The sequence below is a fragment of the Mycobacteriales bacterium genome (genome assembly GCA_036497565.1).
Classification (GTDB): domain Bacteria; phylum Actinomycetota; class Actinomycetes; order Mycobacteriales; family QHCD01; genus DASXJE01.
This window is the reverse complement of record DASXJE010000174.1, coordinates 1-16105: the sequence shown is the minus strand read 5'-3', so window position 1 is coordinate 16105 and position 16105 is coordinate 1. Positions and strand designations below refer to the sequence as shown.

Here is a 16105-nt window from a genome sequence, read left to right as displayed (position 1 = left end):
CCGCCGTGACATGCAGACCGAGGTCATCCGACTGCACCATGAGGTCGGTAAGACGATGGTGTTCATCACCCACGATCTGTCGGAGGCGCTCAAGCTCGGCGACCGGATCCTGATCATGCGCGATGGGCGGATGGTGCAGATCGGTACGGGCGACGAGCTGGTCGGCGCTCCGGCCGACGACTACGTCCGCGACTTCGTTCGCGATGTACCGAGGGCCAACGTGCTTACCCTCAAGTGGATCATGCGTCCGCCCCGGCCCGAGGATCCGCTCGACGGGCCCGAGCTATCGCCGGATGTGGTGGTGCGCGAAGCCACCCGAGCCGTCCTTGCCGCGGACAAGCCGGTCAAGGTGGTGTCGAACGGCAACCTGCTCGGCGTGGTCGGCGATGAGGAGATCCTGGCCGTCGTGGCGGGCTCGGAAAGCGGAGCCTGATGGCAACCGTGGCGCCGCTGCGCGCCGTGCTGATCCGACCTGCCCGAGGGATGGTCGTCGCCGCGGTCCTGGTCGGGTGGCTGGTGCTGTGGCTGATCCTGCGTGGGATCAACACGCTGCCGCTGGGCGCCGCGCAATTGACCGACCTGCACCGCTCGCTCAACCAGCTCAACGACGCGATCGGCGCGAGCCGCGACAGCAATCCGATCTTTCTCTACTTCTTCAATGTGATCCGCCTGGTGGTCGGCGAGTTCACCGCCGTCATCCAGGCGATCATCGCGCAGCCCGCGTTCGGCGGCCCGATACCGCTGATCGGCTGGCTCGGCGCGGTCGCGCTGTTTGCCTGGATCTCCTTTGCGGTGGCTAACTGGCGAGTCGCGTTGCTCACCGCGGGCGGCCTGATCGTGGTCGGCCTGCAGGGGCTGTGGCAGGAGAGCATGGACACTCTCGCGCTCACCCTGTCGGCGGTGATCATCGCACTGCTGTTCAGCATCCCCCTGGGTATCTGGGCCGGGCTGTCCGACCGGGTCAACCGGATCATCACACCGGTGCTGGACTTCATGCAGACCATGCCGACGTTCGTCTACCTGGCACCGCTGACGCTGTTCTTCCTCATCGGTCCGGCGTCGGCGACCATTGCGACACTGATCTACGCCGCTCCGCCCGCGGTGCGGCTGACAGCGCACGGCATCCGGTCGGTCCCGCACGACACCCGCGAGGCCGGAGAGTCGCTGGGTTCGACGACGGGTCAGACCCTGACCAAGATCCTGCTGCCGTCCGCCAAGCGCACGATCGTCCTCGGTATCAACCAGACGATCATGGCAGCGCTGTCCATGGTCACCATCGCGGCGCTCATCGACGCGCCCGGACTGGGCAAGACGGTGGTGAAGGCGTTGCAGACACTCGACGTCGGAACCGCGTTCAACGCGGGCCTGGCGATCGTAGTGCTGGCGATCGTGCTCGACCGGGTGACCACCGCCGCCAGCGTCCGCGCGGAGGCCGTCCGCCGGCACGGGCCGGCGCGCTGGCCATGGCTGCGAACTACCTTGCTGGTCAGCGGTGGCGTGGCGACTTTGGTGGCGATCTGGCTGTCCCGCACATACGTGTGGGCCGCGGAGTTCCCCGGCGACGGCGGTCTGGGCAGCGCGATAGCGAAGGGCACCACGGCGGCCACGCTGTGGGTGCAGACGGCGCTCTCAACGATCACCGGTGTGATCAAGGACGTGATCACGGCAGTGCTGATCGAACCCCTGCAGGCGCTGCTGGTGACCTCGCCGTGGTGGCTGGTGGGCGCCGTGATCGTGGCGCTTACGGTGGTGATCGGCAACATGCGCGCGGCGGCGATCTCGGCGATCTGCGTGGCGCTGCTGGTCGCCTCCGGTGTGTGGCAGGACGCGATGACCACCCTAGCCATGGTGCTGGTGGCCACGGTGATCGTCATGGCCCTCGGCGTTGTGTTCGGCGTGTGGATGGGCCGCAACCGGCGCGCCGACCGGGTCATCCGACCGCTGCTCGACGCAGCGCAGACCATGCCGTCGTTCGTCTACCTGGTGCCTTTCCTGGCGTTGTTCGCGGCGACCAGGTTCACCGCGATCGCCGCGGCGATCGTGTTCGCCGCCCCGGTGGTCATCAAGATCATTGTTGATGGAGTTCGTGGGGTGTCGGCCACGACCGTCGAGGCGTCCATCGCGGCGGGGTCGAGCACCTGGCAGACGATCACTAAGGTCCAGTTGCCGATGGCTCGTGAGGCGCTGACCTTGGCGACCAACCAGGGCCTGATCTACGTGCTGTCCATGGTTGTGGTCGGTGGCCTGGTCGGCGCGGGCGCGCTCGGCTATGACGTGGTGGCCGGCTTCTCGCAGGGCGAGCTGTATGGCAAGGGGCTTGCGGCCGGGCTTGCCATCGTCCTGCTGGGGATCATGCTCGACCGGATCACCCAAGCGGCGGCGACCCGGTCGGGTCAGGCGATCCATCATCGTTGAGTTTGGTATCCGACGCGGCCTTGTGACCAGCGCGTCGTGAACAGGACACGGAGGGTTCGCACAGTGGCACCCAGAATGATCGGCACCTGTTCAGTTGTCCGGTGGACATGCATAGCGGCAGCCGCCGCGTTGGCGCTGGCCGGATGCGGCGGCGCCAAGGTCGGGGACACCGGCGGAGCCACCTCGTCCGGCGGCAGTTGCGGGAACGTCAACATCGCGGTCAACCCATGGGTGGGCTACGAGGCGAACGCGGCTGTGGTCGGCTACGTGCTGCAGAACAAAGTCAACTGCAAGGTCACCAAGAAGGACCTCAAGGAGGAGGTCTCCTGGCAGGGTTTCGGCACCGGCGAGGTGGACGCGGTGCTGGAGAACTGGGGCCACCCCGACCTGACGAAGAAGTACATAGAGGACCAGAAGACCGGGGTGGACGCCGGCTCAACGGGTGTCAAGGGGGTCATCGGTTGGTTCGTGCCACCGTGGATGGCCCAGCAGTATCCCGACATCACCGACTGGCACAACCTGAACAAGTACGCCCCGATGTTCAAGACCTCGGAGTCCGGTGACAAAGGACAGCTCCTCGACGGCGATCCGTCCTACGTGACGAATGACGAGGCGCTGGTCAAGAACCTGAACCTGAACTTCAAGGTGGTCCAAGGCGGCAGTGAGACGGCGCTGATCCAGGCGTTCAAGCAGGCCGAGGAGAAGAAGACCCCGCTGATCGCCTACTTCTACACGCCACAGTGGTTGTTCTCCGAGCTCAAGCTGGTTCAGGTGCACCTGCCGCCCTACACCGAGGGCTGTGACGCGAACCCCGAGAAGGTCGCCTGCGACTACCCGCCGTATGACCTGAACAAGGTCGTGAGCAAGAGGTTCGCCGACGCGAACGGGCCCGCGTACAAGCTGATCAAGAACTTCAGGTGGACGAACGAGGATCAGAACCAGGTCGCCCGGTCGATCGCCGAAGACAAGATGCCCCCGGATGCCGCGGCGAAGAAGTGGGTGGATGCAAACCCGGACAAGGTCAACGCCTGGCTGCCCGCGCCCTGACCGCGGGAGAGCCGGCGATCTCGTGCCTGGAGCGCGGTGTGGAACAGCCGCTGGCGGTCAACGGGACTGTCCCTGCAGCATCCGCTGTCGCCACCGCTCGGTCTCGGCCAGCTGGTTGAACGTGTAGACGTGCAGTCCGGCGACCCCCGAGTCGGGTGCTGTGAGCAGAGTGCTCACCCGGTGCAGCAGGCGCACGGGAGAGTAGCCGCCGGGCCGGATGAGGTTGGTCAACCACAACGGGTGCGTGCGAAGGAACCGGGTCGACTCCCCGACGCCGATCTTGGTGGCTATGGCGAGCAACTTGGTCGACTCGACCGGGCCGGCCACCCCGAGATGGATGGGGAGAGTGACCTGGCGGCGCCGGACCCGCGCGACCCAGGTCGCCAACACCCGAGCGTCGAAACACAGGTTGCTCACGATGTAGGTGGCGTACCCCCGCTTGTCCCACATCGCCTGGACAGTGACGTCGTCGTCGATCCTCGGGTGGCTCTCCGGGTACCCCGGGATGCCGACACTCGGGAACGGCTCGCCGAGGCGGGCCAGCTCGACGAGCAGCGGCAACGCGGCGTCGAACCGGCCGGCCGGCGGGTCGGCGTCCCCGGCCGGCACGAACACGTCGTCGACTCCGACGGCGCGCAGCCGGTCCACGATCTCGCGCAGGTGCGCCCCGTCCCGGACCAGCCGCGCGGACAGGTGCGGTACGACCCGGTAGCCGGCGGCCCGCAGCAGCTCGGTGAGCTCAAGTGTGGCCTCGAGGCCCTTCGCCGGCGACGCCGTGACGGTCACAGTGAGCTCTACGGGCACGTGCGCGAGAACGTTCTCCGCCACGCCCGCGGTGGGGATCACCTCGTAGCGTGCGTGGCGGAGCAGGCCGACCAGGGTGGCACCGGATCGCCTACGGTCGACGGTCACACGGCGGCGTCCAGACCCCGCTGCTTGAGCCGCTCGCGGGTGTTCGGGTTGACCGACTCCCGGAATGGCATGTCCACCACCTCGGCGTCGACCGGCTCGCCCGGCTTCGCCGCGTAGGTATCGGGCAGCCGGACCCGCAGCGCGGTGCCGAGCTCGGACAGCGCGTTCGGCACGAACGCCATGGCGATGTTGGTCTCCAGCTCGGGGGAGTACCACGGCGAGGTCACGTAGCCGATCGGCTTGTCGTCGGTGGCCCCGGTGACCAGCCAGAAGTCGGGTGCGTATTCGTCGATGGGCTTGCCCCCGAGAACCAGGCCGACCAACCGGTGCGTCCACGGCGGCGATCCCGCCTCCATGGCGGCGCGGGCCGATTCCAGGGCGCCCTTCCCGATGTAGTCGCCCGCCTTGGTGCGGGGCACCTGGTAGGCGAGATTGGTCTGGAACGGCAGCGTCTCGGCGTCCATGTCCTGGCCCCAGGACAAGATGCCCGCCGCGACCCGGCGGTGGTGCGCGGGCGCGATGACCGCCAGCTCGTGCCGCTTGCCCGCGTCCAGTACCGCGTTCCACAGCGTCTCCGCGTGCAGCGTCGCGTCCCGCAGGTAGATCTCGTACCCCTTCTCGCCGGTGAACCCGGTCTGGGACACGATCACCTCGCAGCCGGCGACCGTGCCCGACCACAGGCCGTAGGACGGAATCGTGGCGGCATCAGGGCCGATCAGGTCGGTCATCAGGTCGATCGACTTGGGTCCCTGGATCTGCACCGGGCAGACGTCGATCTCCCCGATGCTGACGTCGAAGCGCTTGCCCACGTTGACGCCCTGCAGCCACAGCATCAGGTCGCTGTCGGACAGGCTGAACCAGAACTCGTCGTCGGACAGGCGCAGCAGCACCGGGTCGTTGAGGATGCCGCCCTTGTCGTTGCACAGGATCACGTAGCGGGCGCGCATCGGCGGGATCTTGGTGGCGTCGCGGGTGATCACGAAGTCGACGAACGCCTCCGCGTCCGGGCCCTGGACCCGGATCTGCCGCTCCACGGCCACGTCCCACATGGTGACGTGGTTGACCAGCGAGTCGTACTCGACCATCGCCCCGCCGTCTTCCTTCCGTACGTAGCCGCGGGGGTGGTAGACGCGGTTGTAGACCTCGGCCCGCCAGCAACCAGCCTCGACCGACAGGTGCCAGTACGGCGACTTGCGGATGCGGGTGGAGATCAGGAACTCGACCGGTGTCGGGCCGGATTGGCGGAGGTTGATCGGGACCGACCGGTCTGACTGGTCGACCGTCGGGTAGTTCGGGTGTACGTGCTGGCCCATGCCCTGCCTCCTTCATCGGTGGAACGGGTTGCCCGGCGCGACGACCACCTCATGCCAGGCCTCCGCCCGCGGCGCGGTTGCCGAGCTGGGTCGAGAGGCCGCGAAGCTCGGTGAGGAGGACCTCGCCGAGCGCGGTGATGCCGCGGTCGTTGATGCGGGTGGTGGGCCCGGACACGGAGATCGCGGCCACGACCGCCCCGTCGACACCGCGGACCGGAGCGGCGACCGCGGCCAACCCCAGTTCCAGCTCGTCGAGCGATGCGGCCCAGCCGCGGCGGCGTATCTCGACCAGCGCGTGGTCGAGCTGTGCCCGGTCGACCGGGGAGTGCGGGGTACGGCGCTCGAGGTTGCCCTTCGGCAGCGGGAGCGAGCCGAAGGCGTAGAGCACCTTGCCCAGCGCCGTGCAGTGGGCCGGTACGTCCACACCCACCCAGTTGGTCGCGCCCAGCACGTAGCGGCTGTCCACCTGCGCGATCTCGACGAGCTCGCTGCCCCGCGGGACCGCGAGGTTGACCGTCTCCTCGGTCAGCTCGCCCAGGCGCTCCAGCGTCGGGCGGGCGAGCTCGGCGAGGTCGTGCACCGCGCTGGGGCGGGCGGCGTAGAGCGAGAACAGCGCGCCCGGCCGGAATGCCCCGGCCTGGTCGCGCTGGACGAGGCGGCTGCGCTCCAGCGCCTGCAGGAGCCGGGACGTCGTCGACTTGGCCAGGCCCAGCTCGTCGACGAGCGAGGTGAAGGTCCGTGGGGCGCCGGACTCCACAACGAGCGTGAGCAACGCGGCCGCGCGGTCGACGGCCTGACTGCCCACCTGTGTCGTCATCGACATCCGTCCCAAAAGAGTTCCATATTGTGGAACCAGTGTTTCGGAAAGCACCGTTAGAGTGCAGCCGGGAATGGCGCCCGTCAAGGTCCCCCCGAGGGGAGCTCCAGGAGGGAAGATCATGGCCAGCGTTCCGCCCACCGCACGCGTAGTGGTGATCGGTGCCGGCATCGTCGGCAACAGCCTCGTGTACCACCTCGCCCGCCTCGGCTGGCGCGACATCGTCCAGATCGACAAGGGGGCGATGCCCAACCCGGGCGGCTCCACCGGCCACGCCTCGAACTTCATCTTCCCGGTCGACCACTCCCGCGAGCTCACCGATCTGACGCTGGACTCGGTGCGGCAGTACAAGGAGATGGGCGTCTTCACCGAGTCCGGGGGCTACGAGGTCGCCCGCACCGAGGAGCGGATGGAGGAGCTGCGCCGGCGGATGTCGTCGGCGCGGGCGTGGGGGATCGAGGCCGAGCTGGTCAGCCCCGAGCACGTCGTCGAGAAGGTGCCCTTCCTCGACAAGGACAAGATCCTGGGCGCCTTCTGGACGCCGTCGGTCGGCGTTGTCGACTCGCTGCGCGCCGGCACGATCATGCGCGAGAAGGCCATTGAGCTCGGTGCGCTCACCGTCGTGCCGACCGTCGAGGTCACCGGCCTCGACGTCGAACAGGGGCGCATCCGGCGGGTCCGCACCAGCGGCGGGGACATCGAGGCCGACACCGTCGTGATCGCCTGCGGAGTCTGGAGCCCGAAGCTCGCGGCGATGGCGGGCGCCGCGATCCCCCTGACGCCCGCGGTGCACCAGATGATCTCGGTGGGCCCGGTGCCGCAGCTCGCCGAGCGCGAGGGCGAGATCTCCTTCCCGATCGTCCGGGACATGGACACCTTCTGTTACGAGCGCCAGCACGGCGCCGACATGGAGGTCGGCTCCTACGCCCACCGCGCGATCCTGCACGACCCGGCCGACATCCCGTCGATCGAGCAGGCGAAGCTCTCGCCCACCGAGATGCCGTTCACCGAGGACGACTTCGACCCGCAGCTGGAGCAGGCGCTGGAGCTGATGCCCGAAGCACTCGGTGCCGAGGGCGCCGAGATCCGCTACGCCATCAACGGCCTGCTCTCGCTCACCCCCGACGGCGCGCCGATCCTGGGCGAGACCCCCGAGGTCCGCGGCCTGTGGTCGGCCGCCGCGGTGTGGATCAAGGAAGGTCCCGGCGTCGGGCGGGCCGTGGCGGAGTGGATGACCGACGGCCACTCCGAGATCGACATCCACCACACCGACATCGCGCGCTTCTACCCCCACCAGCGCACCCGAGGCCACGTGCGCTCGCGCACCGCCGAGGCCTTCAACAAGACCTACGGCATCGTGCACCCCTCCGAGCAGTGGGCCGGCGAGCGAGACAAGCGGCTCGCGCCGATGCACGCCGCCGAGCGGGCGGCGGGCGCGGTCTTCTTCGAGACCGCGGGCTGGGAACGCCCGATGTGGTACGCCGGCAACGAGGGCCTGCTCGCCGAGTACGGGGACGCGGTACTGCCGCGCGAGCACGAGTGGGACGCCCGCTGGTGGTCGCCGATCATCAACGCCGAGCACCTGGCGATGCGCGAGCGCGCCGGCATCGTCGACCTGTCCGCTTTCGTGATCTTCGACGTCGTCGGCCCGGGGGCGGCGGGCGCGGTGCAGGGCATCGTCGTCGCCCAGTCCGATGTCGCCGACGGGCGGGTGATCTACACCCCGGTACTCGACGCCAAGGGTGGCTTCCGGTCCGACCTCACGGTGATGCGGCTGGCGCACGACCGCTATCGCGTGGTCACCGGCGGCGCCCACGGCATGGCCGACCTGAAGTGGTTCTCCGACCACCTGCCCGCCGACGGGAGTGCCCAGCTCGTCGACCTGACCTCGGCCTACACCACCATCGGCCTGTGGGGCCCCCGCGCGCGCGACATCCTCGGCGCAATCACCGACAACGACATCAGCCACGACGGCTTCGGGTTCCTGACCTGCCGCGGCATCGAGGTCGACAGCATCGCGGTGCTCGCGTCGCGGATCTCCTACGTCGGCGAGCTGGGCTGGGAGCTCTACGTCCCGATGGAGCAGGGGGCCCGGCTGTGGCAGCTGCTCCACGACTCCGGCCGCCCGCACGGCGCCGTCCCCGTCGGGATCGGGGTGTACGGCACCACCGGCCGGCTGGAGAAGGGCTACCGCGCCTTCGGGTTCGAGCTCGACGCCGAGCGGTCGATCGTCGAGGCCGGCATGCAGCGCCCGAAGGTCAAGGCGGCCGAGTTCGTCGGCCGGGAGGCCTACCTGGCGCAGCGCGAGGCCGCCCCGAAGTCGGTGCTGTGCACGATGACCGTCGACAACCACACCTCGGCCAGCGGCGTGCGGCGCTACATGCTCGGCGGGGAGCCGATCCTGACCCGCGACGGCGCCGTGCTGACCGACGGCCACGGCCACCACCCCTACGTCACCTCGGCCGGGTCGGCACCGTCGCTCGGCGCGCACGTGCTCCTGGCGTACCTGCCGCCGGACCAGGCGAGCGTCGGCAACCAGCTCGCGGTGTCCTACATGGAGGAGCTCTACCCGGTGACGGTCGGTTCCATCGACGCCACGCCGCTGTTCGACCCGGCCAACGACCGGATCAAGGGCTGAAGGGCGCGGATCGGTGACAAACGTGCTGGTCTGCGTCAAGCGGGTGCCCGACTTCTCCGGGGAGGTTCTGCTGACCGCCGACGCCCAGGGGGTCGACGCGCGGTTCGTCGGCTTCACCGTCAGCGCGCACGAGAGCTGCGCGGTCGAGCTGGCTGTGAAGATCGCCGCGGCCGGCGGGGGCGCGGCGACCGTGCTGACCCTCGGCCCGGCCGAGGCGGTCGAGCAGCTGCGCTCGGCGCTCGGCGTCGGCTGTACGGCCGCCGTCCTGGTGGAAACGGACCCGGTCGGGTTCGGCGCCGCCGACGTGGCCAGGGAGATCGCCGCGGTGGTCGCCGCCCACGAGGCCGCCGGTCGCACCTACGACCTGATCCTGCTCGGCAACGACGCCGCCGACACCGGTGACTTCCAGGTGGGGATCCGGCTGGCCTACGAGCTCGGCCGCCCGGTGGTCAACGGCATCAACACGGTCGAGGTCACCGACGGGGTCGCGACAGCGCGGGGTGCCGGCGCCGACGGCGGTGTCGAGACCTACCGGGTCCCGCTGCCGGCGGTGGCCACCGTGCTGGAGGGCGGTGTCGAGCCGCGGTACCCGACGATCACCGGGCGGATGAAGGCCAAGAAGGTCGCGGTCGAGGTGGTTGAACCCCGGCGGGAGCCAGTGGGCTCCGGGCGGGTGCGGCTCACGCTGCCGCCCGCGCAGCCGAGCCTCGTCGAGGTGCTCGGCGAGGGGACGGCGGCAGCGCCCGCCGTCGTCGACCTGCTCCGGAGCCTGGGGGTGCTCCGATGATCCTGGTGTTGGTCGAGACCGATGGGTCGGGCGCCACCGAGGCATCGCTGGAGACGGTCACGTTCGCGCGCGACCTCGCTACCCGCGAGACCGGTGACGGGGGCGGCGGTCCGGTCCGCGCCGTCGTGGTGGGCGAGCTGCCGGAGGGCACCGTCGAGGCGCTCGGCGCCTATGGCGTGAGCGAGGTGCACCACGCCACCGGCGAGGCGTTCTCGGCCTATGGCGGCGCGGTCTGGGCGGCCGCTCTCCAGGCGGTGCACCAGGTCACCGACTCGGTCGCGGTGACCGCGACCGGCAGCCCGAGGGGCAACGAGGTGTTGGCCCACCTCGCAGCCCGGCTCGGTGTGGCGATGGCCGCGAACGTCGTCGGCTGCCCGACGCCGTTGGCGATATCCCAGCCATTCGTAGTGTCCCGGCAGGTGGTCGGCGGAGCCGTGCTCGAGGAGATGCGGCTCGACGACCGACCGGCAGTGTTCAGCGTGGCCGGCCACGCCGTCGAGAGCACCCCGGCCGCGAGCCCCACGACGGCGACCCTGCGCGAGTTCTCCCCGGAGGTGACCGAGGCCGATCTGGTGGCCCGCGTGGTGTCGACGGAACCTGGGGAGCCGGACAGGTCCGGGAGCCTCCGCTCTGCCAGGGTCGTGGTCGGTGCCGGGCGTGGGGCCGGCGGAACGGACGGCTTCGACGGTGTCGTCGAGCTGGCGGGCCTGCTCGATGGCTCGCTCGGCGTCTCCCGGGTGGTCACCAGCCTCGGCTGGCGTCCGCACCACGAGCAGGTCGGCCAGACCGGCAGCCGGATCTCGCCCGAGCTCTACATCCCGTGCGGGATCAGCGGCGCCATCCAGCACTGGGCGGGCTGCGCGAGCTCCAAGACGATCCTGGCGATCAACACCGACGCCGACGCGCCGATGATGACCAGAGCCACCTATGCCGTGATCGGTGACATGCACGAGGTCGTGCCCGCGATCAACGAGGAGATCCGGCGCCGCCGCGATCAACGGTGACCGTAGACGACCTGGTGGCCGTCGGCGGAGCGCATCCCTCTTTACGCGGGAACGAGTCTGACCCCATCAGTACTGATTCCTGGATTCCTGTCATGACAGGACGATGACATGTTGACAGCCTCTCACTAGAGGGCTAACGTGACGTTCCCGGAGTAAGGCCGAGGCCGCGGATCATGAATGGGTGCCGGAGAGGGCGCCCGCGGGTATCACGTTGACGGTATTCGGTCAGTCACTATTTCATGCCATGAGGATGATGGTAATTCCAGAATAGCGGACAACGGAGTCAGCGGATATGGCGGGATACGGTCGATCTGACGTAAGCTCGAAAATTCACGAATTGTCAAGGCGCCGCTTGTTGCGCAATGCCGGCTCCACGGCGGCAGCTGTGTCGGTTATAGGAGCTCTCGCAGGTTGTGCAAGCACCACCGCGACGACCTCGCAAAACGACACTCACGACCCGTGGCCCAAACATCCCTCCTACAAGTTCACCTTGGTCTGCCATGTGACAGCTGACCCGTTCTTCGTGCCCGTCCGGGCCGGAGCGGACGACATGTGCGCATTGTTGGGGTGCTCCTATAACTGGACCGGCTCCGAGAAAGACATCGTCCCCGAGATGGTCAACGCATTTTCGGTCGCGGTCAACAACAAGGTCGACGGTATCGGCTGCTGCATCGTCGACCCGACCGCCTTCAACGACGTGACCAATAGGGCGCTCGGCCGGGGAATCCCGGTCGTTGCGTACAACGCCGAGGCTCCGGTAGGCAAGGGCAACAACGCCATGTCCTACATCGGTCAGGACCTTTACCAGGCTGGTGTGGCCGTGGCCACGCGCATCCTCAGCCACGTGAAGAAAGGCGACCTGGTCGGTGGCATGATCAGTGTCCCGGGCTCGCTCAATGAGCAGCCGCGCATGGACGGCGCCGCAAGCGTGTTCAATCAGGCTGGCATCGACTTCATCCAGGTCGCCGTCGGCGCCACCGAAGGGCCAGCACTCGCCTCCATCCAGGCCTGGTACCAGGGGCACCAGAACGTCAAGTTCATGTTCTCGAGCGGCGGCAGCAACGGGGTCGCCGTCGCGACGGCGATCAAGAAGCTGGGCCTGGCAGCGAAGGGTGTCGGTGGCGCGGCCTTTGACGTCGGCGTTCCCGTGCTGGACCTGATCGCCCAGGGGCAGTTGGCGTTCACGGTCGACCAGCAGGCCTACCTGCAGGGCGCGATGACCATCTACCAGCTGTTCCTCTACAACATCACCGGCGGCCTCATTACACCGGTGAATATCAACACCGGCTTCAAGTACGTCGACAACAAGAATGTCGGCGACTACGTCAACCACAAGGACAGCTGGGAGGGGTCCAGTACCACGCCGGTGGTGCTCACCCCGCCGAAGACCATTCAGGTGTCCGCGGGAACCCGCTAGACAGGTATGAGCCCGGTGCGAGGCGGTGCAGAAATCTCCTCTTATTCTGAGTCCCAAGCTACACGCGCCCCAGAGACGCGTCGGGAGTCCGTATCGGCTTTTCGACGGTTCAGCGAGCTGCACCTGCAGGAGCTGGTGATCTCGGTCGTCGCCCTCGCGCTGATTCTCTTCTTCACGATCGAGTCCCCGAACTTCTTCACGGGAGACAATGCGGCCGCACTGGCCAGCTTCATCGCTCCGATCGCCTTCTTCGCCCTCGCCGAGGTACCGATCCTCATCTTGGGCGAGATCGACCTTTCGGTGGGCGAGGTCTATGTGCTCTCGCCGTTTATCGTCGAGCACCTCAACAACGCGGGCATCCCCGTCCCGTTCGGGATCGTCCTCTCGATGGTGATATGTGCCGCGGTGGGATGGGTCAACGGCCTCATTACCGTCAAACTCCACATTCCATCGTTCATCACGACGCTTGGAATGACCTTCGCTCTCGAGGGTGCCATCCTCATCGGCTCCAACGGGGCACCGGCAAACCCCGTCGGCGAGGGGACGCTCGCGCTCGTACTGGGCGGCGGGACGTGGGCCGAGGCCTACTGGGCGATCGCCACCATGGTGATCCTCTACATCATGCTGCGCCGGACCTCCTTCGGCCTGCACGTCGTCGCCGTCGGCGGCAACGCGCAGTCGGCCAGGGAGTCCGGCATCAAGGTCGACTTCGTCAAGATCTGGTGCTTCGTGCTGTGCGCCTTCATCGGCGGCCTCATCGGCATCCTCGACGGCTACCACATCGGCAGCATCGACCCGTCCACACCTGGGCTGACCTTCATGTTCTACGGCGTGGCCGCGGCGGTGATCGGCGGCACGGCTCTCACCGGGGGCCGCGGCACCATGATCGGCGCCTCCATCGGCGCGGTCGTGCTGGGCATCTTGGAGGACGGTTTCCACGTCATCGGGGTCAACTCCTTCGCCTATGACCTGATCCTCGGGGTCGCCATCCTGGTCGCCATGTTCCTCAACGTTCAGATCGAGCGGGCGACCATCAGAGGAGCGGGGCAGGGGTCCTTCGCCCGAATGCTCGGTTCCCCGTTCAACCGACGGAAGGAATCGGTGCCCCGATGACGTCGGAGGCCGCGACGGAAGGGCGAGGCGACGTCGAGGACGTCCTACGGATCGAGGACATCTCGATGAGCTTCGGCCCCGTCACCGCACTGCGGGGCATCGACCTGCATCTGCGCCGGGGCGAGATCCTCGGTCTCGTCGGCGACAACGGCGCGGGCAAGTCCACCCTCGTCAAGATCCTGACCGGCTTCCACAAGCCGGACAGCGGACGGATCTACCTGGACGGGGAGGAGATACGACTGCGCTCGGTGCAGGACGCCCGCGCGCACGGCATCGAGACGGTGTTCCAGGATCTCGCGCTCGTGGACGAGCTGAGCGTCTTCCACAACCTCTTCCTGAACCGGGAGCACACCGGGGGCGGCTGGTTCAGGTTCCTCAAGAACTCCTCGATGCGCGCCGCCGCGCGCCGCTGCCTGGACGAGATGGCGATCGACATCCCGTCCATCGACGTACCGGTCGCCAAGCTGTCCGGCGGTCAGCGCCAGGCCATCGCCGTCGCCCGGGCGATCCAGCAGCAGGACATCAAGATCCTGCTGCTCGACGAGCCACTCGCGGCCATGGGGGCCAAGGAGACGGCCCTGATCATCCACGTGATCAAAGGCCTGTGCCGGAACACGGACATCTCGGTGATCGTCATCGACCACAACTACGCGCACCTGTTCGACATCTGCGACCGGATCAACGTGATCCAGCAGGGCCGGGTGACCCTGGACAAGGACCTGAGCGAGATCTCCATGGAGGAGCTCATCGAGCTGATGGTGCAGAGCCACCGGCGCGAGCTGTCCAGGTTCATGCCCGAGTCCCAGGTCCCTACAACCCGAGGAGGACCCGAATGACACCGCTCGCCACACGACAGCTCGGCCGGACGGGGTACGACATCAGCGTCGTCGGCGCCGGGAGCTGGGCGATCGGGGGCGCCGAGTGGAAGTACAACTGGGGCGCGCAGGACGACGCCACGTCGGTGCGCGCGCTGCGCCACGCGGTGGCGCTCGGCGTCAACTGGATCGACACCGCGGCGGTCTACGGCCGCGGGCATGCCGAGGAGATGGTCGGGCGCGCGATCGCGGGCGTGCCCGAAGAGGAGCGGCCGTACCTGTTCACCAAGTGCGGCCTGCGCTGGTCCGACTCGGACGTGTTCGGTGACCCGGTGCGCTGCCTGCGCCCGGACTCGATCCGCCAGGAGTGCGACGCCTCGCTCCGGCGCCTTGGCGTCGAGCGGATCGACCTCTACCAGTTCCACTGGCCGGACGGCACCGGCGTGCCGGTCGAGGACTCCTGGGCGGAGATGGGCCGGCTGATCGAGCAGGGCAAGGTCAGGGCCGGCGCTGTGTCCAACTTCGACGTGGACCTGCTCGAGCGCTGCGAGAAGATCCACCACGTCGACTCGCTGCAGCCGCCGTTCTCGCTGATCGACCGGCGCGCGGGGGCCGAGCTCGCGCCCTGGTGTGCCGAGAACGGCACCGGGCTCATCTGCTACAGCCCGCTGCAGGCCGGCCTCCTGACCGACACCTTCTCCGCCGAGCGACTGGCGCTGATGGACAGCCGGGACTGGCGGCGCTGGCACATCGACTTCACGCATTTCGCGCCGCCGGCGCTGCAGGCGAACCTGGCACTGCGCGACCGCCTGCGCCCCATCGCCGCGCGCCACGACGCCACGGTCGCGGCTGTCGCCGTCGCGTGGGTGCTCAGCTGGCCGGGTGTGACCGGCGCGATCGTCGGCCCGCGCTCGCCCGACCAGGTGGACGGCTGGATCGGCGCCGCCGACTTCGCCCTGACCGACGACGACCTCGACGAGATCGAGGTTGCGCTCGTCGATCTCGGCGTCGGCGCCGGGCCGACGAGACCGCCGAAGGCGAGCTGACGCCCAGGGCCCGAGGTTCAGCCCACCGGCTCGTGCTCGGGTGAGGGCGACGGCGCGCCGGTCCATCGGTGCAGGGCGGATTCGAGGCCGGCGATGTCGGTGGTGTCGGCGCTGGCATCGGTGCTGATGTCGGTGCTGGTGTCGGTGGCCCAGGCGACCACGCCGTCCGGGCGTACCAACACGCCGGTCGGCAGCGGATGACCAGCATGGTCGTCGGTCACGGTGCTCACCCGCCAGGCCCAGGCCGAGGCGAGGCGGGCGAACGCGGCGTCCGGCGTGCGGTCGAGCAGCAGGAACCCGCCGCCGTGACCATGGTCGACCAGCCGGGAACCGCCCGTCAGCCACAGGTCGGGGACGTAGCGGCCGACCAGCGGATGGTCGCCGGGCAGGTCGATGCGCTGGTCGACTCCGGAGATCTTCTTGACCGCGTAGGTCGTGCCGTCCCTAGTGCTCAGCAGATCGGCCACGATCCCCCGCAGCGCGGCCGACTTGGCGTCCCCGCGCAGCACCCCGGTCTGGGCCCGCGCCCAGTCCAGCACCCAGGCGCTGAGGGGGCGACGCTCGGCGTCATAGGTGTCGAGCAGTCCGACGGGAGCCCACCCGGCGACCACGGCACCGAGCTTCCACCCGAGGTTCATCGCGTCGCCGACCCCGAGGTTGAGCCCCTGGCCGCCGAACGGCGGGTGCACGTGCGCGGCGTCGCCGGCCAGCAGCACCCGCCCCGACCAGTAGGTCGCGGCCTGGCGGGTGTTGTCGGTCCAACGGGTCGGGGCGGCGCGCA

14 protein-coding genes are annotated in these 16105 nt (G+C 68.6%); 10 read left to right on the top strand and 4 right to left on the bottom strand.

Annotated elements, in window-relative coordinates; translation table 11 throughout:
• The 3 genes from VGH85_14680 to VGH85_14670 form a co-directional block, all read left to right on the top strand.
• Nucleotides 1–433: glycine/betaine ABC transporter ATP-binding protein (locus VGH85_14680; GenBank protein HEY2175049.1), on the top strand; the 433-nt coding region annotated here is incomplete at its 5' end.
• Nucleotides 433–2415, top strand: a complete 1983-nt coding sequence (locus VGH85_14675; protein ID HEY2175048.1) for an ABC transporter permease subunit — start codon at nt 433–435, stop codon at nt 2413–2415. The genes VGH85_14680 and VGH85_14675, both read left to right, overlap by 1 nt.
• Nucleotides 2416–2478: 63 nt before the next feature.
• Complete coding sequence (locus VGH85_14670; protein ID HEY2175047.1) at nt 2479–3462, top strand: ABC transporter substrate-binding protein; 984 nt, start codon at nt 2479–2481, stop codon at nt 3460–3462.
• Nucleotides 3463–3519: 57 nt separating this feature from the next.
• Here VGH85_14670 and VGH85_14665 read toward each other — a convergent pair whose 3' ends face one another.
• The 3 genes from VGH85_14665 to VGH85_14655 are packed head-to-tail and all read right to left on the bottom strand — an operon-like array spanning nt 3520 to nt 6504.
• Complete coding sequence (locus VGH85_14665; protein HEY2175046.1) at nt 3520–4374, bottom strand: methylenetetrahydrofolate reductase; 855 nt, start codon at nt 4372–4374, stop codon at nt 3520–3522.
• Nucleotides 4371–5687: a glycine cleavage T C-terminal barrel domain-containing protein gene (locus VGH85_14660; protein ID HEY2175045.1), complete on the bottom strand. Its 1317-nt coding sequence runs from the start codon at nt 5685–5687 to the stop codon at nt 4371–4373. The genes VGH85_14665 and VGH85_14660 overlap by 4 nt, the downstream gene beginning before the upstream one ends.
• Nucleotides 5688–5736: 49 nt before the next feature.
• The gene (locus VGH85_14655; protein ID HEY2175044.1) at nt 5737–6504 is read right to left on the bottom strand and encodes an IclR family transcriptional regulator; all 768 of its coding nucleotides are present in this window, start codon (nt 6502–6504) and stop codon (nt 5737–5739) included.
• A 121-nt stretch (nt 6505–6625) separates the two neighbouring features.
• On the opposite strand from VGH85_14655, the gene VGH85_14650 reads away from it, so the two are divergent.
• The 7 genes from VGH85_14650 to VGH85_14620 all read left to right on the top strand — a co-directional run bounded on the left by VGH85_14650 (nt 6626) and on the right by VGH85_14620 (nt 15324).
• Nucleotides 6626–9142: an FAD-dependent oxidoreductase gene (locus VGH85_14650; protein HEY2175043.1), complete on the top strand. Its 2517-nt coding sequence runs from the start codon at nt 6626–6628 to the stop codon at nt 9140–9142.
• Nucleotides 9143–9155: 13 nt separating this feature from the next.
• The gene (locus tag VGH85_14645; GenBank protein ID HEY2175042.1) at nt 9156–9929 is read left to right on the top strand and encodes a hypothetical protein; all 774 of its coding nucleotides are present in this window, start codon (nt 9156–9158) and stop codon (nt 9927–9929) included.
• Nucleotides 9926–10933: an electron transfer flavoprotein subunit alpha/FixB family protein gene (locus VGH85_14640; GenBank protein ID HEY2175041.1), complete on the top strand. Its 1008-nt coding sequence runs from the start codon at nt 9926–9928 to the stop codon at nt 10931–10933. The genes VGH85_14645 and VGH85_14640 overlap by 4 nt, the downstream gene beginning before the upstream one ends.
• 502 nt (nt 10934–11435) lie before the next feature.
• Nucleotides 11436–12350 carry a substrate-binding domain-containing protein gene (locus VGH85_14635; protein HEY2175040.1) on the top strand — a complete coding sequence of 305 codons (915 nt, stop codon included), beginning with the start codon at nt 11436–11438 and terminating at the stop codon, nt 12348–12350.
• Between the two features lie 135 nt (nt 12351–12485).
• Complete coding sequence (locus VGH85_14630) at nt 12486–13463, top strand: ABC transporter permease (GenBank protein ID HEY2175039.1); 978 nt, start codon at nt 12486–12488, stop codon at nt 13461–13463.
• Nucleotides 13460–14299, top strand: coding sequence for an ATP-binding cassette domain-containing protein (locus VGH85_14625; GenBank protein HEY2175038.1), 840 nt, complete (start codon nt 13460–13462; stop codon nt 14297–14299). The genes VGH85_14630 and VGH85_14625 overlap by 4 nt, the downstream gene beginning before the upstream one ends.
• Nucleotides 14296–15324, top strand: a complete 1029-nt coding sequence (locus tag VGH85_14620; GenBank protein ID HEY2175037.1) for an aldo/keto reductase — start codon at nt 14296–14298, stop codon at nt 15322–15324. The genes VGH85_14625 and VGH85_14620 overlap by 4 nt, the downstream gene beginning before the upstream one ends.
• A gap of 17 nt (nt 15325–15341) precedes the next feature.
• On the opposite strand, the gene VGH85_14615 is transcribed toward VGH85_14620, so the two are convergent.
• Nucleotides 15342–16105 (bottom strand): FAD-dependent monooxygenase (locus VGH85_14615; GenBank protein ID HEY2175036.1); only part of this gene is annotated, 764 nt, incomplete at its 5' end.

Excerpts from the sequence above, each read along its gene's own strand:
- VGH85_14675 (HEY2175048.1), top strand. The coding sequence starts at position 433 with ATGGCAACCGTGGCGCCGCTGCGCGCCGTGCTGATCCGACCTGCCCGA.
- VGH85_14660 (HEY2175045.1), bottom strand. The coding sequence starts at position 5,687 with ATGGGCCAGCACGTACACCCGAACTACCCGACGGTCGACCAGTCAGAC.
- VGH85_14655 (HEY2175044.1), bottom strand. The coding sequence starts at position 6,504 with ATGACGACACAGGTGGGCAGTCAGGCCGTCGACCGCGCGGCCGCGTTG.
- VGH85_14650 (HEY2175043.1), top strand. The coding sequence starts at position 6,626 with ATGGCCAGCGTTCCGCCCACCGCACGCGTAGTGGTGATCGGTGCCGGC.
- VGH85_14640 (HEY2175041.1), top strand. The coding sequence starts at position 9,926 with ATGATCCTGGTGTTGGTCGAGACCGATGGGTCGGGCGCCACCGAGGCA.
- VGH85_14625 (HEY2175038.1), top strand. The coding sequence starts at position 13,460 with ATGACGTCGGAGGCCGCGACGGAAGGGCGAGGCGACGTCGAGGACGTC.
- VGH85_14620 (HEY2175037.1), top strand. The coding sequence starts at position 14,296 with ATGACACCGCTCGCCACACGACAGCTCGGCCGGACGGGGTACGACATC.